Here is a 20,973-nt window from a genome sequence, read left to right as displayed (position 1 = left end):
CTGTTCAGGATGAAGTGATGATGAGCAAACGAGTACTCGTGGTGCTGGGGCACCCGTCAGGCGAGAGTTTCTGTGCAGCGCTGACCGAGAGTTATGTCGAGGCGGCCAGAACTGCCGGCCATGATGTAAGGGTGTTACGGCTTGATACCTTGAGCTTCGACCCGGTGCTGCGCAGCGGCTACCGGCAAGCGCAGCCATTGGAGCCCGACCTGCTCAGGGCTCAGGCCGACATCACCTGGGCCGAGCACTTAGCCTTTATCTACCCCATTTGGTGGGGCGGTATCCCTGCATTGATGAAAGGCTTTTTCGACCGCGTGTTCTTGCCCGGTTTCGCGTTCCGGTATAGGGCAGGCAAGGCTTTCCCCGAGCAACTGCTCAAGGGCCGTACGGCGCATTTGCTGGTGACGATGGATACACCGCCGTGGTACTACCGTTGGGTGTATCGCATGCCTGGCCTTCACCAAGTGCGCAAGACCACGTTACAGTTTTGCGGTATCAGACCGCTGCGTACCCTGATGTTCGGTCCGCTGCTCGGCTCCAGCGCGCGGCGGCGCGAAACCTGGCTCCAACAGGCACGAAGCATCGCCGGCTGACCTGCGCCTATGAGGTTCCCGAACCGCTGGCGCCGTGCAATGATGCGCCGCCCACTTATGAAAAGGACGTTCATGTACATCGGCAAAGCCGCCCAACTGTCGGGCACCACGGTCAAGACCATCCGCCACTATGAAGCGATTGGCCTGTTGCCGCCGCCCGAGCGCCAGGGGCAGTACCGCGTTTACAACCAGCAGAGTGTCGAGCTGCTGACGTTCATCAAATGCGCGCAGCAGTTGGGTTTCAAACTGAAGGAACTGCAGGCGATTCTGCCGAGGCATCAGGGTGCTGATTTGCCGTGGGAGTTGGCGGGCAAGGCCATTGCCGACAAGAAACGCGAAGTGCTGGGGCAAATCACTGGGCTACAACAGATATACGCAGGGCTCCAGGCGTTTGAAGCACGCCTTGAAGGTACGAGGTATCAGTGCGGGCTTGACCCGCAAGTACGGGCGTAACCCGTGCCAGGCAACCCTATTTCCTGGACTGGCGGCATCCGCGTGAAAGGTGCGGCTCGCAAGTGACCGCTCCCAACCCAAGCGGACACTGAGAGTTAGAGGGCTGTTGTGGCCTGCCGAACAACATTCGAGCGCCGCCAGCAGGCAAGCATGCAAACTGTCCTTACGCTGCGCTCGATGAAACGTGACCCTGTGCTCAGTTCGCGGGCAAGAGGATCACGAAGTTCTTTTTCATGTCTTCCAGCACGGTCCATTTGCCCTTGGCGCCCGGTTCGATAATGAACGTGTCGCCAGCGGCCAATGTGGTGGGGGCGCAACCCTCGAGCTCGATGACACAGCGTCCACTCAGGACATGGCAGAACTCCCAAACTTTGTAGTCGATGCGCCACGCTCCGGTACTGGCTTCCCACTCTCCGGAAATACGACCTTGCTGTTCATCGTGATAGTACTTGGACGTCAGCGTATGAGGGGTGCCCTCCACGACCTCTTCAAAAAAGGGAAGGTCGCGCACCGGTTGAATGTCCAGTTCGCGGAACACGGTCAGTTTCTTGTTCATGGTTTTTTCTCGAGCACGTTGTGGTTGGGGCGATACATCAAATAGGCTTCACCGGTTACGCCCAGCATCGGGTGCGGAACGATCTGGCAGGTTTTAACAATTTGAAAACCGTGACGTTCATAGAAACGGCGTGCACCGTGGTTTTCTGCATAATCGATCAGGCATAGCCCATCCAGGCCAGCGTCCTCAGCGCGCTGCTGGGCGTGGCGAAGAAACTGGACGCCCAGCCCCTGGCTGCGCCAGGCCTCATCCAGGGCCAGGCTGGATATGTACAAGGTGTCGGGTATTTCCATGTCGGAATACGGCGCGAGGACCGGGTCTGTCTCGACCGGCCTGTCAGAGGTCTCGCGCAAGGCATAGCTGTGCATCATGCCGATGACGTGCCCTTCGTAAGTGGCCATCAGGCAGTTTTTGTAGGAAAAGTCGCCCTGTTCCCTGGCATAGCGAGACGCACCGACACTCAGCAATGCTTCTCCAGGTGCGGCAAGCTTGCTCCAGATGTAATCGGCCATGCCTTCCGATGTCAGTTGAAAGAAGCGCGCAATATCGTGCGCGTCCGAGGCTTGAGCGGGTCTGAAGTCGATAGGCACGTACGGTGCTCCCATGGGATCGGGTGGTTAGTTTTCAAGGATTACGCCTTAGACAGGGAGGTAGGGTAGGCGGGTTGAGCGGTTCCCATCATGCTCTGGGCGAACACCGTCCGTACCGCGTGCGACTACCGACCGGAAACTACCGGTCAGTAGCGATGAAGTCGCAGCGCGCCACGAGGTTGGTGACGGCGTAGCCGCCCTGCGTAAAGGTGTGCAGGGCGGCACCGGTTTGCCGTGAACCCCTGCGTTCAGGTTCAGAGCACCTTGAACCCATGGGTGCCATCGCGCTCGAGTTGCGCGATCAGACCAAACTCCCAGTCCAGATACCCCTGCATCGCCTCGCGAGGATTGTCCGTACCCTCGTAGGGGCGCCGGTAGCGGTCGCTGCGTGGTACGGCAAGCTGCGTTTCGCCGGTTTCCAGCGGTTTCCCGGCAGCGATCCAGCGCGTGGTGCCGCCTTCGAGCAGGTAAACGGGAGTGCGGGTGAGGGCCTGCAGGTCACGCGCGGCGAAGCGTGCCAGCAGGCTGCTGCCGCACGTCAGTACGTAGCGACTGGCCTGTGGCACCCGTTCCAGGGTTTCGGCCAGTTGCGCGCGAATCGCCCAGTGCGCACCGGGGATATGACGCTTGACGTAGTTGGCGCTGGTGGTGAAATCCAGCACCACGGTGCCGTCTTCCTGCAGCCAGCCTTGCAACTGTTCGACACCGATCTCATTGGCCTTGGGTAGCTCCGGCAGCGGCGCCTGCCAATCGCCGACGGCGCTGAAATCAGCCGCCGACAGCCCGTCCAGCACCGCCACCTGCCAGCCCATCTGCGCCAGCCACGACGCGCTCATGTTGGCGCGCACGCCATCGTCGTCCACCAGCACGATGCGCGCGCCGCGCACGCTGGCGACGTGGTCGGTTTCCTGCACCAGCTGCCCGCCGGGCACGCTGCGGCTGCCGGGCAGATGGCCTGCAACGTATTCTTCGGGCGTGCGCACATCGAACAGGTAAGTGGTACGGCTGGCGTCGGCCTGCCAGGCATCAAGCCCGGCGCGCTCCAGGCGCAGCACGCCGGCGCGGTCGGCCACAGCACGAGCCTGGCGGGCGGCGTTGGCACGGGTGCCGGCGCTCACCTGGGCGAAGGTCTTGTCCTGGCCGTGAGCCAACTGCTGCCCGGCCAAGGTCCAGCCGATGGTGCCGTTGCGCAGGGCGGCCACCGGGTTGGGGATGCCGGCGTTGACCAGCGACTGGGTGCCGATGATGCTGCGGGTGCGGCCGGCGCAGTTGACGATCACCTGGGTGGCCGGGTTCGGCGCCAGCTCGGCCACCCGCAGCACCAATTCGGCGCCGGGCACGCTGATGCCACCGGGGATGCTCATGGTCTGGTATTCGTCGAAGCGCCGGGCGTCGAGCACCACCACGTCTGCCTTGTCATCGAGCAGCGCCTGCACCTGCTCGGCGGCCAGCGAGGGGGTGTGGCGCACGCTCTCGACCAACTCGCCGAAGGCTTTGCTGGGGACGTTGACGTCACGGAACAGCTCACCGCCTGCCGCGCGCCAGCCGGCCAGGCCGCCGTCGAGCACGGCCACGTCGCTGTAGCCTAGCGCGAGCAGGCGCTGCGCCGCCACGGCGGCCAGGCCTTCGCCATCGTCGTAGACGGTGATGGCGGTGTCACGTCGCGGCACACGGGCGAAGATTTCCAGCTCCAGTTTCGACAGCGCCAAGTTGGCGGCGAACAGCGGGTGCTCCTGGGCGAACGGGTCCTCTTCGCGCACATCGATCAGGGCCAGTTCCTCGCGGGCCAGCAGGGCGCGGCGGATGTCTTGGTAACGGCGGGTGGTGACTGTGCTCATGGGGCAGGGTTCTCTTTGGACAGGTCCCAGATGTTGGGCAGGCGGGTATTGGAATAGCCGGAAATGAACGCTTTTTCGCTGCCGTCCTCGGCGTAGACCGCGCGCTTGACCGCGCCGATGTTGCCGCCGTAGACGTGGATGCTGATCGACACCTGATCACTGAAGGCATTGCTGACCTGGTGAATGTCACCAATGCGCGGCGACACGGCCTCCACCTGACCTGGCGCCAGGCGCACCGGTGCGCCGCTGGGCTGCAGTGCGCCCTGGGCGTCGCGGGTGAAGTTTTGGGAGTATTCGGCGCCGCGCAGCATCCCGATCAGCCCCCACACCCGGTGATCGTGGATGGGTGTGCGCTGCCCTGGCCCCCAGACGAAGCTCACCACCGAAAAGCGTTGGCGCGAGTCGCAGTGCAACAGGTACTGCTGGTAGCGGTGCGGGTCGGGCTGGGCGAGGTCGTCTGGTAGCCAGTCGTCCTGCGCCACCAGGCTGGCCAGAAGGCCCCGGCCGCGATCGAGAAGGGTGGCTTCGTCGGGCTGCTGTTCGAGCAACTCGGCCAGGCTGTCGATGAAGTGGCGCAGGCGCTCCGGGTTATGGCTCATGGTTCAGGCTCGATGTTCAGGTTTCATATCACCCTAGCAAAGCCTGTTTCTATTCTCAAAATGCAAAATAATCATAAGCTAATATGCAAACAATGCATTTACAGCAGAGCGTTTCTGCTTTCAAATCGCATTACGCCGAAGGCATGAGGTTATGCCCAAAGCGCATTTCACAGCGGCTTGATTGATCTATAGATTATAAAAATCGATCGAGTAAGACTTAAAAGATATAAAACCGTTGCCACGAGACCGCACCTGCGGATCGGCCCTGACATGCCCCAAGCGGGCATCTGGAGACCCCCGTGCGTTACTTCAAGCAACTGGCCGTCACTGTGCTGGCCACCACCTTCAGCCTTGCCGCCGCCGCCCAGACCTTGGTCGTAGGCGACCAGAGTTACAACGCCCGCGCGGTGATGGAAGCGGCCGGGGTACTCGACAACCTGCCGTATGAGCTGGAGTGGAAGCAGTTCACCGCAGGCTCCCCCGTGGCCGAGGCGCTCAACGTCGGCAGCCTTGACATTGGCCTTCTGGGCGATGCACCGCCCTTGTTTTTGGGCGCCTTGGGCGCGCCGATCAAGGTGATCGCGGTCAGCCGCCAGAACCTCGAAGGGGTGGCGATTCTGGCGCGCAAGGATTCGTCGATACACAGCCTGCAAGACCTGCGTGGCAAGCGCGCGGCGATCTGGAAGGGTTCGTGGAGCCAGCAACTTTTGTTCAGCGCCTTGGACAAGGCCGGCGTACCGCGTGATGCATTGGAGCTGCGTTACCTCAGCGCGCTGGACGCTTCCCACGCCCTGGATGGCGGCTCGGTGGACGTGATCGCCACCTGGGAGCCCTACGTTACCCAGCAAGAACGCCAGGGCGCCCGCGTACTGGCCACTGCCGAAGGCGTAATACCGGCGCAGAGTTTCGTGGTGGCCAACGCCAAAGCGGTGGACGCCAAGCGCACGCAGATCGCCGACTTTCTGCAACGGCTGAAAAAAGCCCGCGACTGGACCCTGAGCGACCCGGCCCACACCGAGGCCTACGCCGACGCCTGGGCCAAGCGCACCCGCGCTGACCGCGACATCGCCCGCGCCTGGTTCGCCCGTGCGCGCACTGACCTTGCGCCGCTGAACCCGCAGGTGATCGTCGACGCGCAGAAAACCGTGGACTTCTTCGCCGGGCTCGGGCTGATCCAGACGTATCCGGCCAGCAGCTTGTTCGATACCTCGTTTGGTGCGGCTATCGAGCAGCCGGCTGTCAGCCAGCACTGAAGCTCTGCGCTGGCTTCTTCGCGGGCAAGCCCGCTCCCATAGGCAAGCGCAGATCCCTGTGGGAGCGGGCTTGCCCGCGAAGGCCTCCCCTTGATTGCAAAGGACTCCCCCATGACCCAACGCAAAATCAAACTCGGCGCCCTGACCATGGGCTGCGGCGGCCCCGGCCGGCACAACCTGTGGCTGGACCCCGAACTGCCGGCGGACGCCAGCGTCAACATCGACTGGTACATCGACATCGCCCGCCAGGCCGAGGCTGCGCTGTTCGACCTGATGTTCATCGTCGACAGCCAGTTCATCACCCCTGGCTCCCCCTCGCACTACCTCAACCGCCTGGAGCCGCTGACCCTGCTGTCGGCCCTGGCCGTGAGCACCCGCCATATCGGCCTGGTTGGCACCCTCACCACCTCCTACAACGCCCCGTACAACGTCGCCCGCCGGCTCGCTTCGCTGGACCTGATCAGCAAGGGCCGCGCCGGCTGGAACGTGGTCACCAGTGGTGATGCCGGCACCGCCGGCAACTACGGGCTGGACGAACACTACGACTACGACACCCGCTACGCCCGGGCTCAGGAGCATGTGCAAGTGGTACAGGGGCTATGGCACTCCTACGAGGACGACGCCTTCCCCCGTGACCGCGCTAGCGGCCGCTTTCTCGACCCCGCCAAGCTGCACGGGCTGAACCACAAGGGCGAGCACTTTTCGGTGGTGGGGCCGCTGAACATCCAGCGCTCGCCCCAGGGCCAGCCTGTGATCTTCCAGGCCGGCGACTCCGAGCAGGGTCGCGACCTGGGTGCGGCCACCGCCGATGTGGTGTTCACGCATGCCGCCAGCATCGAGCAGGGCCAGGCGTTCTACCGTGACGTCAAGGGTCGCGCGGCACGCCTGGGGCGTGATCCGGAGCAGTTGCTTGTGCTGCCGGGCGCGGAGATCTACGTGGGGGATACTGACGAGCACGCCCGTGAGATCGAACGGCACTATCACCAGGCCGATCACAGCTTCGAGCTGGCGCTCAAGGAGTTCGGGCGCAATTTCGGCTGGCACGACTTCAGCCAGTACGAGCTTGACGCCCCATTCCCGCAAGAGAGCCTGGAGTATGCCCGCAGCAGCTTCTTCACCAATGCCAAGCGCATCGCCGACCAGGCGCGGGACAAAGGCTTTAGCCTGCGCCAGGCGGTGGAATTCGGTCGCCAGTTGCGTCCCGGCGCGTTCGTAGGTTCCGCGCAGACGGTAGCGGCGAAGATGGCCGAATGGTTCGAGGCGCGGGCTTTGGATGGGTTCAACATTTATATAGGGCATCCGGGGCAGTTCCGTCGCTTTACCGAGGAGGTGGTGCCGCTGTTGCAGGAGCGTGGGGTGTATCGCACGGCGTATGAAGGCAGCACCTTGCGCGAGAGCCTGGGGCTGTCGATTCCGCGTTTTAGCCGGTAGATCGCCGGGGCTGCAACGCAGCCCCCCTTTTCAGAAGTTGTATGTCACCCGCCCAAAGTAATACCCCCCGGTAAACCCATACGGCGAGTACACCCCATACCCCTTGACCATGGTCTTGCTGCTCGGTGCCTGGCGCTCGGGGTACACATCGAACAGGTTACGTGCGCCCACCGCCAGCTCCAGGTCCTTGGTCAGCTGGTAGCCCACGTCCAGGTCGGTGATCCAGCGCGCTTTGTACTCGCGGTCCAGCGAGCGATCATTGGCGGCGTTGACCTCGCGCCACGAGCCATAGCGCGTCAGCCCCAGGTTGACCCGGTAGCGGTCCAGCCGCCAGTTGCCGCCCAGGATCAGCTTGGTGTGCGGCTGCACCTCGGTGAGCAGGTTGCGGGCCTGGCGGTCCATCAGCGTGTAGGGGGCACCGAGAATGTTCACGCTTTGCTTGTAATCGAGGATCTCGGTGTCGTTCCAGTTGAACGCTGCGGTCCACTTCACGGTGCCGGCGCTGCCTAGATCCTGGTCGTAGCTGCCCACCAGGTCCAGGCCCTTGGTGCGGGTGTCGGCGCCGTTGGTGAAGTACTGCCCGCCGGAGGTCGAGTCGATGCCGTTGTCCAGCAATGCCTGAGTGACTTCCGGGCCGAGCAGGGTGCCGGTGAGGGTCATGCGGTCGCGCACGTTGACCAGGTAGGCATCGGCGGTGAAGGCCAGGCGGTCGCTGGGTTGCCAGGTCAGGCCGAGGCTGTAGTTGGTGGATTTTTCAGGTTTGAGCGCTTCGGCTCCTAACGCCTTGGCCGCCGCCGAGTCCACCGGCAGTACGCCGTAGTTGATCGACTGATACACGCCATTGACCACACCATAGGTGGTGGAGCGCGCGCTGAACAGGCTGTTGGCCAGTGATGGTGCACGGAAGCCGTTGCTCACCGTAGCCCGCAGTGCCAGTTCCGGGGTGAACTCGTAGCGGGTGGTGAGCTTGCCGCTGCGGGTGGCGCCGATGCCACGGTCGTAGTGCTCGTAGCGCACCGCTGCGCCCCAGTACCACTGCGGCAACGGGTTGAAGCCCACATCCAGGAAGCCGGCGTAGCTGTTGCGGCTCGCGCTGGTAGCCTCGGCCGGTGAGATGCCGTTGGTCACCTGGGCGCCGGAGGCGGCGCAGTTGCCTGGGGTGGGGCAGTAACCGCCGTCGGCCCAACTGGCCCAGTCGCCGGCTTGCACCTGATACGTATCGCGGCGCTGTTCAAGGCCCCACGAGAAGTCCAGCGGCTTGCTCAGCCCCACCTCGAAGCTGCGGTGCAGGTCGAGGTTGCTGGTCAGTTGCGAGCTGACCCAGGTGCCGGACTCGAAGTGGTTGGGCGTCGCCTCGCCCAGCGAAGGGTTTTGGTTATTCCAGGTGCCTTGGGCGGCTTCGTTGCGCCCGTAGGTGCTCGACAGGTCCCAGTCCCATTCGCCGGCCAGGCCCTTGGCACCGAACGCTGCCTGGTAGTCGTGCTCTTCGATGTACCAGGTGGGCGTGTAGCCGGACGGGCGCCCATTGGGCCCGGTGGTGATGGTGTTGGCGATGGTCGGCAGACGGAAATTCTGGCCCTGCTCGGCCTTGCGGTACGACCAGGTGCTGAACGAATACAGGGTCAGGTCGTCTTGCAGGGGCAGTTCGGCGTTGTAGCCCAGGGTCAGCAGGTTGATCTTCGGCGTGCCGTAGCCGCCGTAGGTGACCTTGCCGGCGCGGTCCAGCGCTTCGGCCTGGCTGTAGCCGTTGGCACTGGCCTTGTTGTCGTCGTTCTGGCTGCGCGCATCCATCGCCAGCTGCAGGATGCCGTCACGGCCGATCTCGAAACCCTTGTTCAGGCTTTGCTGCACGGTCTGCTTCTTGCCGTCGTAGCCCTGGCCGGCAGTCGTCACAGCGGTACCGCTGGTATCGGCCTTGAGGATCACGTTGATCACCCCGGCGATGGCGTCCGAGCCATACTGCGCGGCGGCGCCGTCGCGCAGCACCTCCACATGGTCGATGGCGCTGATGGGGATCAGGTCCAGGTCGCTGGGCGCAGCACCGGCGTTGATGCCGCTGATGTTCAGGGTGGCGCTGGTGTGGCGGCGCTTGCCGTTGACCAGCACCAGCACCTGGGCGGCATTGAGCCCGCGCAGGTTTGGCGCGCGGGCCATGCCGCTGGCGTCCCAGCCGGTCTTTTCCGGCAGGGTGAGCGAGGGCACGCTGGCGCTCAGGGCTTCCATCAGGCCGGGCTTGCCGGTCTCCTGCAATTGCTTGGCGCTGATCACGTCGATCGGCACGGGGCTTGTGGTGACGGTGCGCTTCTCGGCGCCACGGTTGCCGGTGACGATCACCGTGCCCAGGGCCTGGGCACTGGGTTCATCGGCCAGTGTCGGGGTAGTTTGCAGCCCCGCGGCGAGGGCCATGGGGAGTAACGAGGCAGAGGTAAAGACTTGCTTCATGCACGCAGTTCCTTGTTGGGCGGGGTGGCGCGCTCAGGGCGCCTTGGCCGCGATCGCGTCGATTTCCACCAGCGCGCCCGGCAACGGCAGGGCCACCACCTGCAAGGCGGTGCGGGTCGGGGTGCGGGGTTGATCGGCGGTGGCGAAGAACTCGGTGTAGGCCGCTTGCAGTCCGGCGAAATCGAGGTTGCCGCCATTGGCCGGATCGCCCACCAGGAACACCCGCAACTGGACGATGTCGCCCAGGTCCAGGCCTTGGCTCTGCAAGGCTGCGCGCAGTTTCTTCAGCACCGACCGGGCCTGTGTTTCGGTATTACCCAGGGCCGCGACGCTGCCCTTGGGCGCCTTGGGGTCTGCTACATCCGGCAGGGTGCCGCTGATGAAGGTCAGCTGACTGCCGGCCGGCACCGTGACCAGTTGCGAGATGGGGAAGTTCGAGCCAGGTGGCGCGACGCGCTTGATGCCGTCGGCGTGGGCGTTGAGGGTCAGGGACATGAGCACTCCGGCAAGTAGAAGAAGACGAGGCATGGGTAGAATTCCTGCAGGGTCAGGCGGCAGCGCCGCGGGTGGTCTGGCTGGCGTGTCGGGCGATCAGGCTGACCACGCGGCGGGCGGATTCGGCGGCGCTGTTCTGCCAGATGCCCACCCCGCCATGGGCCAGGGCGTCACTGGCCAGCCAGGTGCGGCCCTGGGGCTGGTTGAGCCGGTCGTAGCCGGGCTGGGCGACTTCGTCGTGGACGATCCACGGCGCCTCGCTGAAGGGGATCTTCGACCAGTTCACCACCACCGGCCGGCCGAGTTTCTGGCTGTGACCGGGGTGCAGCGATTCCACCGCCTGGCGCGACGAGGCAATCTGCGCGGCCAATGGCTTGGCGGCGAACTGCTGGGCCACGCCACCGGTGTTGTAGGTGGCCACCAGCACGCCTTGGGCGCTGTTGAGACGATCACTGGGGTACCACAGGGTGCGCGCCTCGTGGTTGATGTAGCTGAGGCCGCCGTAGATCTGAAAATCCGTTTCCCAGAACCGCGGCGACTGCCAGGCCACCTTGTTGGCCTTGTCGCCTTCGGCGCTGGCGATGGCTTGCTTGAACGGCGCGTCGAAGTTGTTCGGCAACTTGGCCAGCAGCGGCAAGGGCAGGGTGACGATGGCGTAGTCGGCCTGTTCGACGTGCTGCTGGCCGCTCTTGCGATCACGCCACACTACCTTGGCGCCGGTGTCGCCGGTTTCGACCCCGAGCACCTCGGCGCCCAGGCGTACGCTGTCCTGGACCTGGCGGTAGAAGGCCTTGGGGATCTGGTCCATGCCGCCCACTGGCTGGAACATGGTCGAGGAAAACTCGGGGATCTCGTCGAACACCAGCGGCAGTAGCAGGTTGCTGTCCAGCAACTGATCGAGCGGCACGGGTTGGCGCTGGATCGGCGTCTGGTCGCCGGCGCCAGCGAAGCGGGTGTAGCCGGCGCGCACCGAGCCGCGGTACTGCTGTTGGCTGTCGAGGTCACCGTAGACCTTGAGGAAGTCCAGCAGCGCCTTGCGCTGGCCACTGCTGAGTTCGGCATCCAGGCTGTTGCGGCTGACGCTGCGCGCCAGCAGTTCGCTGAAATGCCCACGGGTGTCGTTGACCGCCTGGCGCAGCAGCAGCGGTGGACGGGCAAGGTCGGGTTGGGCCAGGGCGTTGCGGCTGCTGTTGACCAGCACCTGCAACTCTACGCCCAGTTCGCGGCAGTAACCCAGGATGGTCAGGTGATGGCTGGGCAGGCGCGCGGCGCCGGCGTTGAAGAACTGGCCCTGGTCGAACTCCACGCGCTGCGTGGTGCCGTCGTTGTGTTCGATACGGTCGCCCTGGCGCAGGGTCCAGACCCGGCCGCCGACCCGCTCGCGGGCCTCCAGCACGGTCACATTGAAGCCTGCCTTGCGCAGCTCGTAGGCCGACACCAGTCCGGAAATACCGGCGCCGACAATCAGCACGCGCTTGCCGTTGCCACCGTTGGCGGCCAGTTGCAGGGGTTCGAAGGTGGCGGCCAGGGCGTTCTGCCCCAGCGCGCCCAGTGCCGCCGAATAGCCGCCGATGGCGGCGAGGCGGGCGATCAGATCTCTACGGGACAATCCCATGTCGCGGTCTCCGAGAAGTTGGGTTCGGATGTGCGCAACAGGGCAGGCGGACGCATGGCGAGGCCCGACGACGGTTGGCACGAATCCATTTGCCTCCGCCAGGTCGGGGTCGGTTTACAGAACTTAATGATCTTTGCGTGGGTTGGGAAAGGCTTTTTTGTTCTAAGTTAATTATGTAATTTAATGATTATGTTTGTTTTACTAAATGCGTGATTTGTATTTTGTGATGTGTTGTTCATTCATTTGGCGGCAACATGAAAAGGCCCCTTCGCGGGGCAAACCCGCTCCCACGATGCACAACGGTCGTGCTTTCGTGGAAGCGGGTTTGCCCCGCGAAGGGGCCGTTGCCGTTATGAAGATCTAAGCCGTACGCGCGCTACGCTCACCTTCCCGCAGCCCAACCAGCGCCTTGATCCGCGGAATCAACGCCTGCCCATACTCCACCGCATCGCGCAACTGATCGAACCCCCGGAACAAGAAGGTACTCACCCCCAGCTCGTAATACGCGTGCGCAGCCTCGGCCACCTGGTCCGGCGTGCCCACCAGCGAGGTGGAGTTGCCCGCACCGCCGCCGAGCGCGGCGATCTCGGTCCACAGCCGGGTGTCGTGCACCTTGCCGGCCAGCTGCACCAGCCGTTCGGAACCCACGTTGCTCTTGCCGAAGTTCTTCTCGCGGCGGTTGCCCTGGCGGATGCCGATACTCTGCTTGGCGTCGGCCAGAATGCGCTCGGCGCGGGCCCAGGCTTCGTCCTCGGTGGCGCCGAGGATCGGGCGCAGCGACAGGCTGAAGCGGATGTGCTTCTCGCGCCCGTAGCGGGCGGCGGCCTTGCGGACCTTGGCAATCCGCTCGCGCACCTGCTCCAGCGGCTCGCCCCACATCATGTACACGTCGGCGTGCTTGGCGGCGACCTCCACGGCGGCGTCGGAGGCGCCGGAGAAGTAGATCGGCAGCTTGCCCACCGGTTTGACCAGGGTCAGGTTGTCTTCCACCCGGTAATGTTCACCCTGGTGGTCGAAGGGTTCGGTGCGGGTCCAGGTGTTGCGCAGCACCTCCAGGTACTCGTCGGTGCGTGCGTAGCGGGCGTCCTTGTCGAGAAAGTCGCCATCGCGCTGCAGGTCGCCGCTGTCGCCGCCGGTGATGACGTTGATCGAGGCGCGGCCACGGCTGAGCTGGTCGAGGGTGGCGAACTGGCGGGCGGCGAAGGTCGGTGCCTGGAAGCCTGGGCGGTGGGCCACCAGCAGGCCGATGCGCTCGGTCAGCGCGGCCACGTAGCTGGCCAGGATCATCGAGTCCGGCGCGCTGGTGTTGACTGCCAGCAGCGCCTTGTCGAAACCGCCGTATTCCTGGGCCTGGGAGAACGCCTTGATGAATTCCAGGTCTACCAGCGGGCCGCGCGGGGCCTGGGATTCGCTGCCTTCCTGGGGGCCGATGAGGCCGACGAATTCGAGAGTCATGGAGCAAAATTCCTTTTCTGGGGGTATGGGCGGGCTGGGGCAGCAAAGCAGCCCTGGCGGTCTCAAGCCACTGCGCTTTGTTCGCGGCGCAAGGTATTGCGGTTGGCCGGCACATCCAGCCCGAAGTTGGCGCGCAGGGTGTCGCCTGCGTACTCGCCGCGTACCAGCCCGCGCGCCTGCAACAGCGGTACCACCAGCTCGGTGAAGTACTGCAGGCCATCGGGCAGCAGCTGGTTGATGATGAAACCGTCGGCGGCGCCGTGCTCGAACCAGTCCTGCAGGGCGTTGGCCACTTGCTCGGGGGTACCGACGAAGTCGCGGCGCGGGCGCGAGAAGCGCAGGGCCAGTTCGCGCAGGGTCAGTTGCTCGTCCCGGGCCAACTGCTTGAGCTGGTCGGCGGTGCCTTTGTGGCTGTTGTCGCCCAGGGTGCCCAGGTCGGGGAAGGGCGCGTCCAGCGCGTGCTGGCTGAAGTCGTAGTCGTTGAACGGGCGGCCCAGGGCGACGATGGCATCCTCGATGCTCACCAGTTCCACGGCCTGCTGGTAGCGGTGTTGTACTTCCTCCTCGTCACGCCCGACGATGGGGCGGATGCCCGGCAGGATAAACAGCTGCTCAGGGTCGCGGCCATGCTTGGCAGCGCGCTGCTTGAGGTCCTGGTAGTAGGCGCGGGCGTCACTGAACGACTCGGGGCTGACGAAGATCGCATCGGCGTTCTGGGCGGCGAAGTTACGTCCGTCCTCGGACACTCCGGCCTGGAAGATCAGCGGCTGGCCCTGGGGCGAGCGCTGGATGTTCAGCGGGCCTTTGACCTTGAAGAACTCGCCCTGGTGGCCGAGGGTGTGCAGTTTGTCCGGGGCGAAAAACTCGCCGGTGTGTTTGTTGCGGGTGAAGGCATCGTCCTCCCACGAATCCCACAGGCCCTTGACCACCTCGACGTGCTCGCGGGCGATGCGGTAGCGCACGGCATGCGGCGGGTGCTCGGCCTTACCGAAGTTGTCGGCAGTGCCTGATAACCACGAGGTGACAACGTTCCAGCCGGCGCGCCCGCCGCTGATCAGGTCCAGCGAGGCGAACTGGCGTGCGACCTGGAACGGCTCGGTGTAGCTGACCGTGACCGTGGCCACCAGACCGATGTGCGAGGTGACTGCGGCCAGGGCCGAAAGAATGGTCAACGGCTCGAAGCGGTTGAGGTAGTGGGGGCTGGAGCGGGCGTGGATGTGCAGGCTGTCGGCGATGAAGGCGAAGTCGAATTTGGCGGCCTCGGCCAGCTGCGCCTGCTGCTTGTAGAAGCCGAAGTTGACACTGGCATCGGCCAGCGCCTCGGGGTGTCGCCATTCGCCCCAGCCGTGGCCGACACCGTGGATCATCGCGCCGAGTTTGATTTGTCGCTTGCTCATGGGGAGTCCTTCTGCAATCAGGTGATGGAGGCCTCCGCCGGGTGTGGGGTCGGACTGGTAAAGGGGACGTTAGCGTGGAGGGGAGGGGGTTGTGAAAGGCTTTGTGGTTCTAAGCTAATTATGCATAAGTATTATTTGAGACATTAAATAATATGCATTGTTTTTTGTTTCTGCCTGATCCTGTCGCAGGCTTCGCCAGCTCCCATAGTGTCCGGTGTGAACCTTGTGGGAGCTTGCGACAGGGCCGTCAAGGCAAATCAGGGGATCCGCCTTTACACCGCCACCGGCAACACACTGCGCGAATGCCCCGGGATCGCCGCAATCAACTCCCGGGTATAGGCACTGGCCGGCCGGCTGAACACCTCCAGCGCCGGCCCTTGCTCCACCACCTGCCCGCGCCGCAGCACCAGCACCTGATCGGCCATGCTGGCCACCACCGCCAGATCATGGGACACCAGCACATAGGCGATCCCCAGCTCGCGCTGCAACTCATCGAGCAGCGCGAGGATCTGCGCCTGCACCGACACATCCAGCGCGCTCACCGGCTCGTCCAGCAGCAACACGTGCGGCTCCAGCGCCAGGGCCCGGGCGATCGCCACCCGTTGGCGTTGGCCACCGGACAACTCCCGCGGCAGGCGGTCGAGAAAGTGCACTGGCAACTGCACCCGGGCGATCAATTCACGCGCCTTGCGCTCCAGGGCCTGGCCCTTGAGCACACCAAACGCCACCAGCGGCTCGACGATGCTGTCGAACACCGTGAAGCGCGGATCGAGCGCGGCGAAGGGGTTTTGCTGCACCAGCTGGATACGCCGGCGCAGTGGCCTGAACTGGCGCCAGCTGTAGTGGGTAACGTCCTGGCCAGCAAACTCAACACGGCCCTGGCTGGGCGTCTCCAGCCCCAGGGCGATGCGCAGCGCGGTGCTCTTGCCCGAGCCCGATTCACCGACGATGGCCAGGGTTTGGCCTGCTTTGACCTCCAGGCTCAGGTCGTGCAGGGCAGTGAAGTTGGCGTCCTTGCCCGGCAGCGCAAAGCGCTTGCCGACGTTGCTCAGACGCAGCAGCGGCGTTTCTCCCAGGGCCGTGTTCGGCCGCTGGCGCGGCACGAAGGCGGGCGCAGCGGCGAGCAGGTCGCGGGTGTAGGGCTGTGGCGTGCCCCACAGCACCTGACGCGGCGAGGCGTGCTCCACCAACTCGCCGTGCTTCATCACCAGCAGGCGGTCGGCGCGGTCGCAGGCCATCCCCAGGTCGTGGGTGATGATCAGCAGCGAGATGCCGCGCTCGGCCACCAGCCGTTGCAGGTGGTCGAGAATGCGCCGTTGCACGGTCACATCCAGCGCGCTGGTGGGCTCGTCTGCGATGATCAGGCGCGGATCGCCGGCCAGGGCGATGGCGATCAGCACCCGCTGGCGCATGCCGCCGGACAGCTCGTGGGGGTATTGGCGGGCGCGCAGGGCCGGGTCGTCCAGGCCCACTTGGGTCAGCAGCTCCAGCACATCGGTGTCCAGCCCCGGATAACGCCGGCCGCGGGCCAGCAGCAGGGCTTCGGCGATCTGCCGGCCAATGCGCAGGGTGGGGTTGAGGCTGACCATCGGGTCCTGCGGTACCAGGCCGACGGTACGCCCGAGCAACTGGCGGCGGGCCGGCTCGCTGGCCGTGGCCACATCGACCCCGGCGACCAGCAACTGGCCCTGGTCGATCCGTGCGTTGCCCGGCAGCAGGCCCAGCAGGGCGTTGGCCAGGGTCGACTTGCCCGAGCCTGACTCGCCGACGATGGCCAGGGTTTCGCCCTGGTTCAGGCTGAACGACAGTTGGCGTACGGCTTCGGTACGCTGCCCGGCGAAGTGGTAGCTGACACTGAGGTCGCGGACCTCGATCAACGCAGGCTGGCTCATCGGGCATGCTCCTCGACGCTGCGCGCCAGGTGGTTGAGGCTGAACACCACGGCCACCACGAATAATCCCGGCAACAGGGACACCCACGGGGCGGTGATGAGGAAGTGGCGGCCATTGGCGATCAGTGTGCCCCATTCGGCCGCCGGTGGCGCAGCGCCAAAGCCGAGAAAGCTCAGGCCCGCGGTGGCGAGGATGGCCGCGCCGAAGTCCAGGGTGGCGAGCACCGCCACTGGCCCCCAGGCATTGGGCAGCACATGGCGCAGGAGCGTGCGCGCCCAGCTGGCGCCGCCCAAACGCGCGGCCTCGACATAGGGCAGGGTCTTGATGCGCAGCACCTCGGCGCGGGTGGTGCGGGCAAAGCCGGGGATGATGCCGACGCCCACGGCAATCGCTACCGGCACCGTGCCAAAGCCGATGGCGGTGACGATCGCCAGGGCCAGCAACAGACCGGGCAGGGCCAGCAGCACGTCGATCAGGCGCATCAACGCGGCGTCCACGCGCCCGCCGGCAAAGCCGGCCAGCACGCCCAGGCCCAGGCCGCCGGCCAGGGCGATGGCCACCGCCAGCAGCGCGGCCTGCACGCTCAAGCGCGCGCCGTAGACCACCCGGGTGTACAGGTCGCGGCCCAGCTCGTCGGTGCCGAACCAGTGCACAAGGTTCGGCGCGCTGAGTTTGTCGGCGGGGGAGGTGGCGTAGGGGTCGAAGCTGGTCAGCAGTTGTGGAGCCAGCGCGCTCAGCAGAGCGAACAGCACTACCAGCAAGGCCAGGCTGAAACCGGGGCGGCGCAGCAGCGGGGCCACGGCCTCGTGCAGGCGTTGCCAGCGCGTGCGGCGTTGCCATTGCTGTGCAGCCGTTGAGGGGACTGGATGATAGAGGCGAGTATCGGAAGTCATATCAGCTCACCTTGGCGGTATGGGTGATGCGTGGGTCGAGGTACGGGTACAGCAGATCGACAATCAGGTTCACCACCACGAAGGCCGCCGCTGACACCGCGACGATGGCCAGCACCACCGGAATGTCCTGGCGTAGCACGGCTTCCTGGGCCAGGCGGCCGACGCCGTTGCGCGAGAAGATGGTCTCCACCAGCACCGCACCGGACACCGTGTTGCCCACCTGCAGGCCAACCAGCGTGAGCAGAGGCAGCGCCGCGTTGCGCAAACCATGCCGGGCCTGCACCTGCGCCCGGCTCAGGCCCTTGGCGAAGGCGGTGGCGATGTACGGCTCCTGCCACACGCCTTGGAAGCCTCGTTGCAGCACCTGGGCGTACACCGCAGCGCTGGGAATGGCCAGTGTCACGGCTGGCAGCACCAGGCTGGCAAAGCCCTGGCTGCCGGTGGCCGGGAACCAGCCCAGACCAAAGGCAAACACCTGGATCAGCAGCAGCCCCATCCAGAACACCGGCACCGAAAAGCCCAGCGACGGCAGGCGGGTCAGCGCGGTCTTGAGCGGGCGCCATTGCAGGTAGGCGGTCAGGTAGGCAAGGCCCACGCCACCCAGCAACGACAGCACGATCGCCAGGCCGGCCAGCGACAGGGTCTGCGGCAGGCGCTCGGCCAGCAGCGCGGTGACCGGCCGGCCCAGCGAAAGTGACTGGCCCAGGTCGCCGTGCACGGCGCGCCAGAGCAGGTCGAAATACTGCTCGAACAGACCCTTGTCCAACCCGTAGTAGGCGCGGGCCTTGGCCAGGTCTTCGGGCGACAGGCCGTCGGCTTCCATGCCGGAGGCGCTGAGCATGATTGCCAGGGTGTCGCCCGGCAGCAGGTAGAGGATGAAATAGCTGATGGTGTAGGCACCCCACAGCACCAGCAGCGCCTGGCCGATGCGGCCGATCAGGTAGCGCTTCATGGCTGGCCGACCTGGATGTCACTGAGGAAGGCGAAGCCTTCGGCGGTCCAGCGGAAGTCCCTGACCCGTGGCGCGGTGGCCGCCTGCCAGACCCGTTCGTACAGCGGGAAGGCTGCCGCCTCGTCCACCAGCAGGTCCTGCAACTGGCCGTAGGCGGCGGCACGCTGCGGGTCGGCGGTGGCGGTGATGCCGCTGTCGAACAGCGCCTGGACCTTGGGCAGGGTGTGCGGCTCGTAGCTGTTGGTGGCCAGCGTTGCGCTGTTGGCGGCGCGCGGGTCGAGGATGGTCTGCAGGATGATCGGGTCGGCGCGGGTCATGTAGGTGGACGTCAGGTCGTAATTGCCGGAAGTGTTGCCGGCCACCCACTCGGCGCGGGTCAGCACATTGAGCTTGAGGTCGATGCCTACTTTGCGCAGTTGGTCCTGCACCAGCACATCGCCTGCGCTTTCGGCGGGGGTGAGGTTGTAGCGCAGGGTCAGGCGCTGGCCGTTCTTCTGCCGGTAGCCGTCCTCGCCCTTGTGCCAGCCGGCGGCTTCGAGCAGTTGCTCGGCGCCCTTGGGGTCGTAGGCCAGCTTGTCGGCCTGGGCCTTGAAGTACGGCGTGGTCACGTCGTACACCCCGCTGACCACCGGGAACTCGGCGTTGTACACGGTGTGCGCGTAGCTGGTGCGGTCGATGGCTTTCTGCAGGGCAAGACGCACCTGGCGGTCGCCCAGCAGGCGGTTGTTGCGGGTATTGGGGTAGAGGTTGAGCGCAGGCCCCGGCAGCGACCGGCTCTGGATGGTCGCGCCCTTGGACTGGAACAGCTTGAGGTCGACCTCCGAGAACGGGGTGCGCGGCCACAGGATGTCGGCTTTGCCTTGCAGGAACAGGCCGTTGCGCACGCTTTCTTCGGGAATGTAGCTGACCTCGACGGTGTCCAGGTGGGCAGCGCCCTGGTTGCGCACGTTGGCCGAAGCCCAGGCGTAGTCCGCGCGTTTGACCAGCTTGGCGCCGACTTCCGGCGTGTAGTGTTCGAGCACGAACGGGCCGGTGCCGATGATCTTGCCCAGCGAGCGTTCCTGGGCGGTCAGCTTGTACGAGGCCGGGGCGAGGATCGCCAGGTTGGTGGTCGAGGTGGCTTGCAGGAAGCCTGCATTGGGCTTGGACAGCACCAGGCGCACGGTGAAGTCGTCAATCACTTCGGCGTGATCGTAACCGGCCAGGTAGGTGGCGCCGAAGGTGGCGGGGAGTTGCGTGGCGAAGGCCTTGTTGCTGTCGAAGGCTGTCTTCACGGCGTGTGCGTCGAAGCGCTCGCCGTTGCTGAACGTGACGTCCTGGCGCAGGTGGAAGGTGTAGCTCAGTGCATCGCTGCCGATCTCCCAGCTTTTGGCCAGCCACGGGATGATGCGTCCGGTGTCCGGGTCCTGGTCGGTGAGCGACTCGGCGACGTTGCGCAGCAGCACGCGGTGTTCCAGCCAGTAGACCTGGAACGGGTCGACGCTGACCAGGGTGGTGTTGTCGCCCCAGAAGGCGATGTTGAGGGTCTTGCTGGCGGCGGTGTTGTCGGCGGGGGAGCAGCCGGACAAGACCAGGGCCAGGGTACTGATGGCGAAAAGGCGGTGCAGTGAGGGCATGGGGTGATCCTTGATCAAGATGGAGTTCGCCAGTACCGGCCCTTTCGCGGGCTTGCCCGCGAAAGGGCCGGTACTGGCAGCAGATGCCTTCAGTCAGTCCTGATAGTCCCGCCCCTCCCGATCCAGCTGGCGAATCAGCGCATCCCAATGCCGCTGGATCCCCTCACCCTGGCCGTCGGAAAACCGCTTGGACTGCTCATGCACCTTGGCAATCGCCGCCGGCGCCGCATGCAGCAGCTGATCATTGCCCCCAGCCTGGGCCGCCACCTGGATATTGCACGCCCGCTCCAGCCCGTGCAGCTCGCGGAAGGCATGCTCCACGCTGACACCGCCCGTGAGCAGCCCGTGGTTGCGCAGAATCAGGATGTTGCTCGCGCCCAGGTTGGCCACCAACCGCTCTTGCTCGTCCAGGTCCAGCGCCACGCCTTCGTAGTCGTGGTACACCACGCGGCTGTAGTAGGCCAGGGCGTGCTGGGAGATCGGCAGCAGGCCATCGCGCTGGGCCGACACCGCCGCGCCGTCGCGGGTGTGGGTGTGCAGTACCGCCTTGAGGTCGGGGCGGGCACGGTGGATGGCGCTGTGGATCACGTAGCCGGCCTGGTTGATGCCCAGCCCCAGCGGGTCGTCGATGATCGTGCCGTCGACATCCACCTTGACCAGGTTGGAGGCGGTGATTTCATCGAACAGCAAGCCGAAGGCGTTGATCAGAAAATGCTCCTCCGGCCCCGGTACGCGGGCCGAGAAGTGCGTGTAGATATGGTCAGTCCAGCGAAACAGCGCGGCCAGGCGGTAGGCGGCGGCCAGCTTGACGCGTACTTCCCATTCCTCGGCGCTGACCCGTTGGCGAACGCTCTGGGCGGTATTGCTGGTGACGGCAGACAGTGAAGTCATGGTGTGTTCTCC

The 20,973-nt window shown here is 65.2% G+C and carries 18 protein-coding genes; 4 read left to right on the top strand and 14 right to left on the bottom strand.

The genetic code is table 11. The features are described from left to right. The first annotated feature begins 17 nt into the window (after positions 1-17). Together FHW75_RS05835 and FHW75_RS05830 are read left to right on the top strand one after the other, a co-directional pair. Entirely contained in the window at positions 18-593 is a 576-nt protein-coding gene (locus FHW75_RS05835; RefSeq protein WP_019099506.1) for an NAD(P)H-dependent oxidoreductase, read from the top strand. 72 nt (positions 594-665) lie between these two features. After that, on the top strand, positions 666-1,046 hold the full coding sequence (locus FHW75_RS05830) for a MerR family transcriptional regulator (RefSeq protein ID WP_016714274.1): 381 nt from the start codon (positions 666-668) through the stop codon (positions 1,044-1,046). Positions 1,047-1,242: 196 nt separating this feature from the next. Here FHW75_RS05830 and FHW75_RS05825 read toward each other — a convergent pair whose 3' ends face one another. The 4 genes from FHW75_RS05825 to FHW75_RS05810 all read right to left on the bottom strand — a co-directional run bounded on the left by FHW75_RS05825 (position 1,243) and on the right by FHW75_RS05810 (position 4,629). Then, positions 1,243-1,602, bottom strand: coding sequence for a cupin domain-containing protein (locus tag FHW75_RS05825; RefSeq protein WP_016714273.1), 360 nt, complete (start codon positions 1,600-1,602; stop codon positions 1,243-1,245). After that, complete coding sequence (locus FHW75_RS05820; protein ID WP_084297116.1) at positions 1,599-2,207, bottom strand: GNAT family N-acetyltransferase; 609 nt, start codon at positions 2,205-2,207, stop codon at positions 1,599-1,601. The genes FHW75_RS05825 and FHW75_RS05820 overlap by 4 nt, the downstream gene beginning before the upstream one ends. Positions 2,208-2,446: 239 nt before the next feature. Then, complete coding sequence (locus FHW75_RS05815) at positions 2,447-4,030, bottom strand: rhodanese-related sulfurtransferase (RefSeq protein WP_027615164.1); 1,584 nt, start codon at positions 4,028-4,030, stop codon at positions 2,447-2,449. Continuing rightward, complete coding sequence (locus tag FHW75_RS05810) at positions 4,027-4,629, bottom strand: cysteine dioxygenase (RefSeq protein ID WP_027609020.1); 603 nt, start codon at positions 4,627-4,629, stop codon at positions 4,027-4,029. Before FHW75_RS05810 ends, FHW75_RS05815 begins: the two co-directional genes overlap by 4 nt. Positions 4,630-4,928: 299 nt before the next feature. On the opposite strand from FHW75_RS05810, the gene FHW75_RS05805 reads away from it, so the two are divergent. Then, positions 4,929-5,882, top strand: a complete 954-nt coding sequence (locus FHW75_RS05805) for an ABC transporter substrate-binding protein (protein WP_025753153.1) — start codon at positions 4,929-4,931, stop codon at positions 5,880-5,882. A 111-nt stretch (positions 5,883-5,993) separates the two neighbouring features. Then, complete coding sequence (locus tag FHW75_RS05800; RefSeq protein ID WP_016714268.1) at positions 5,994-7,313, top strand: LLM class flavin-dependent oxidoreductase; 1,320 nt, start codon at positions 5,994-5,996, stop codon at positions 7,311-7,313. A 30-nt stretch (positions 7,314-7,343) separates the two neighbouring features. On the opposite strand, the gene FHW75_RS05795 is transcribed toward FHW75_RS05800, so the two are convergent. From FHW75_RS05795 to FHW75_RS05750, 10 genes are all read right to left on the bottom strand, one after another. Continuing rightward, positions 7,344-9,755 carry a TonB-dependent siderophore receptor gene (locus FHW75_RS05795; RefSeq protein ID WP_183673311.1) on the bottom strand — a complete coding sequence of 804 codons (2,412 nt, stop codon included), beginning with the start codon at positions 9,753-9,755 and terminating at the stop codon, positions 7,344-7,346. 33 nt (positions 9,756-9,788) lie between these two features. Next, complete coding sequence (locus tag FHW75_RS05790) at positions 9,789-10,283, bottom strand: RidA family protein (protein ID WP_026020330.1); 495 nt, start codon at positions 10,281-10,283, stop codon at positions 9,789-9,791. A 19-nt stretch (positions 10,284-10,302) separates the two neighbouring features. Continuing rightward, a complete protein-coding gene (locus FHW75_RS05785; RefSeq protein ID WP_016714265.1) occupies positions 10,303-11,865 on the bottom strand; it encodes an NAD(P)/FAD-dependent oxidoreductase in 1,563 nt (520 codons plus the stop codon). Between the two features lie 360 nt (positions 11,866-12,225). Next, positions 12,226-13,320 carry an LLM class flavin-dependent oxidoreductase gene (locus FHW75_RS05780; protein WP_183673309.1) on the bottom strand — a complete coding sequence of 365 codons (1,095 nt, stop codon included), beginning with the start codon at positions 13,318-13,320 and terminating at the stop codon, positions 12,226-12,228. Between the two features lie 62 nt (positions 13,321-13,382). Then, positions 13,383-14,717, bottom strand: coding sequence for an LLM class flavin-dependent oxidoreductase (locus FHW75_RS05775; RefSeq protein ID WP_016714263.1), 1,335 nt, complete (start codon positions 14,715-14,717; stop codon positions 13,383-13,385). Positions 14,718-14,989: 272 nt separating this feature from the next. Continuing rightward, positions 14,990-16,609 carry an ABC transporter ATP-binding protein gene (locus FHW75_RS05770; RefSeq protein ID WP_183673307.1) on the bottom strand — a complete coding sequence of 540 codons (1,620 nt, stop codon included), beginning with the start codon at positions 16,607-16,609 and terminating at the stop codon, positions 14,990-14,992. Next, positions 16,606-17,502: an ABC transporter permease gene (locus FHW75_RS05765; protein ID WP_016714261.1), complete on the bottom strand. Its 897-nt coding sequence runs from the start codon at positions 17,500-17,502 to the stop codon at positions 16,606-16,608. Before FHW75_RS05765 ends, FHW75_RS05770 begins: the two co-directional genes overlap by 4 nt. A 1-nt stretch (position 17,503) precedes the next feature. Further along, positions 17,504-18,454: an ABC transporter permease gene (locus tag FHW75_RS05760; protein WP_019098635.1), complete on the bottom strand. Its 951-nt coding sequence runs from the start codon at positions 18,452-18,454 to the stop codon at positions 17,504-17,506. Then, on the bottom strand, positions 18,451-20,070 hold the full coding sequence (locus FHW75_RS05755) for an ABC transporter substrate-binding protein (RefSeq protein WP_183673305.1): 1,620 nt from the start codon (positions 20,068-20,070) through the stop codon (positions 18,451-18,453). Before FHW75_RS05755 ends, FHW75_RS05760 begins: the two co-directional genes overlap by 4 nt. Positions 20,071-20,163: 93 nt before the next feature. Next, positions 20,164-20,961: a class II aldolase/adducin family protein gene (locus tag FHW75_RS05750; protein ID WP_019098633.1), complete on the bottom strand. Its 798-nt coding sequence runs from the start codon at positions 20,959-20,961 to the stop codon at positions 20,164-20,166. Positions 20,962-20,973: the final 12 nt, after the last annotated feature.

Origin of the sequence: Pseudomonas sp. OG7, assembly GCF_014192825.1 — a bacterium.
GTDB lineage: Bacteria > Pseudomonadota > Gammaproteobacteria > Pseudomonadales > Pseudomonadaceae > Aquipseudomonas > Aquipseudomonas monteilii.
This window is presented reverse-complemented; position numbering and strand designations above follow the sequence as displayed.

Coding starts and splice junctions, on each gene's coding strand:
- FHW75_RS05835 (WP_019099506.1), top strand. CDS start 18: ATGATGAGCAAACGAGTACTCGTGGTGCTGGGGCACCCGTCAGGCGAG.
- FHW75_RS05830 (WP_016714274.1), top strand. CDS start 666: ATGTACATCGGCAAAGCCGCCCAACTGTCGGGCACCACGGTCAAGACC.
- FHW75_RS05825 (WP_016714273.1), bottom strand. CDS start 1,602: ATGAACAAGAAACTGACCGTGTTCCGCGAACTGGACATTCAACCGGTG.
- FHW75_RS05820 (WP_084297116.1), bottom strand. CDS start 2,207: ATGGGAGCACCGTACGTGCCTATCGACTTCAGACCCGCTCAAGCCTCG.
- FHW75_RS05815 (WP_027615164.1), bottom strand. CDS start 4,030: ATGAGCACAGTCACCACCCGCCGTTACCAAGACATCCGCCGCGCCCTG.
- FHW75_RS05810 (WP_027609020.1), bottom strand. CDS start 4,629: ATGAGCCATAACCCGGAGCGCCTGCGCCACTTCATCGACAGCCTGGCC.
- FHW75_RS05800 (WP_016714268.1), top strand. CDS start 5,994: ATGACCCAACGCAAAATCAAACTCGGCGCCCTGACCATGGGCTGCGGC.
- FHW75_RS05795 (WP_183673311.1), bottom strand. CDS start 9,755: ATGAAGCAAGTCTTTACCTCTGCCTCGTTACTCCCCATGGCCCTCGCC.
- FHW75_RS05790 (WP_026020330.1), bottom strand. CDS start 10,283: ATGCCTCGTCTTCTTCTACTTGCCGGAGTGCTCATGTCCCTGACCCTC.
- FHW75_RS05785 (WP_016714265.1), bottom strand. CDS start 11,865: ATGGGATTGTCCCGTAGAGATCTGATCGCCCGCCTCGCCGCCATCGGC.
- FHW75_RS05780 (WP_183673309.1), bottom strand. CDS start 13,320: ATGACTCTCGAATTCGTCGGCCTCATCGGCCCCCAGGAAGGCAGCGAA.
- FHW75_RS05775 (WP_016714263.1), bottom strand. CDS start 14,717: ATGAGCAAGCGACAAATCAAACTCGGCGCGATGATCCACGGTGTCGGC.
- FHW75_RS05770 (WP_183673307.1), bottom strand. CDS start 16,609: ATGAGCCAGCCTGCGTTGATCGAGGTCCGCGACCTCAGTGTCAGCTAC.
- FHW75_RS05765 (WP_016714261.1), bottom strand. CDS start 17,502: ATGACTTCCGATACTCGCCTCTATCATCCAGTCCCCTCAACGGCTGCA.
- FHW75_RS05760 (WP_019098635.1), bottom strand. CDS start 18,454: ATGAAGCGCTACCTGATCGGCCGCATCGGCCAGGCGCTGCTGGTGCTG.
- FHW75_RS05755 (WP_183673305.1), bottom strand. CDS start 20,070: ATGCCCTCACTGCACCGCCTTTTCGCCATCAGTACCCTGGCCCTGGTC.
- FHW75_RS05750 (WP_019098633.1), bottom strand. CDS start 20,961: ATGACTTCACTGTCTGCCGTCACCAGCAATACCGCCCAGAGCGTTCGC.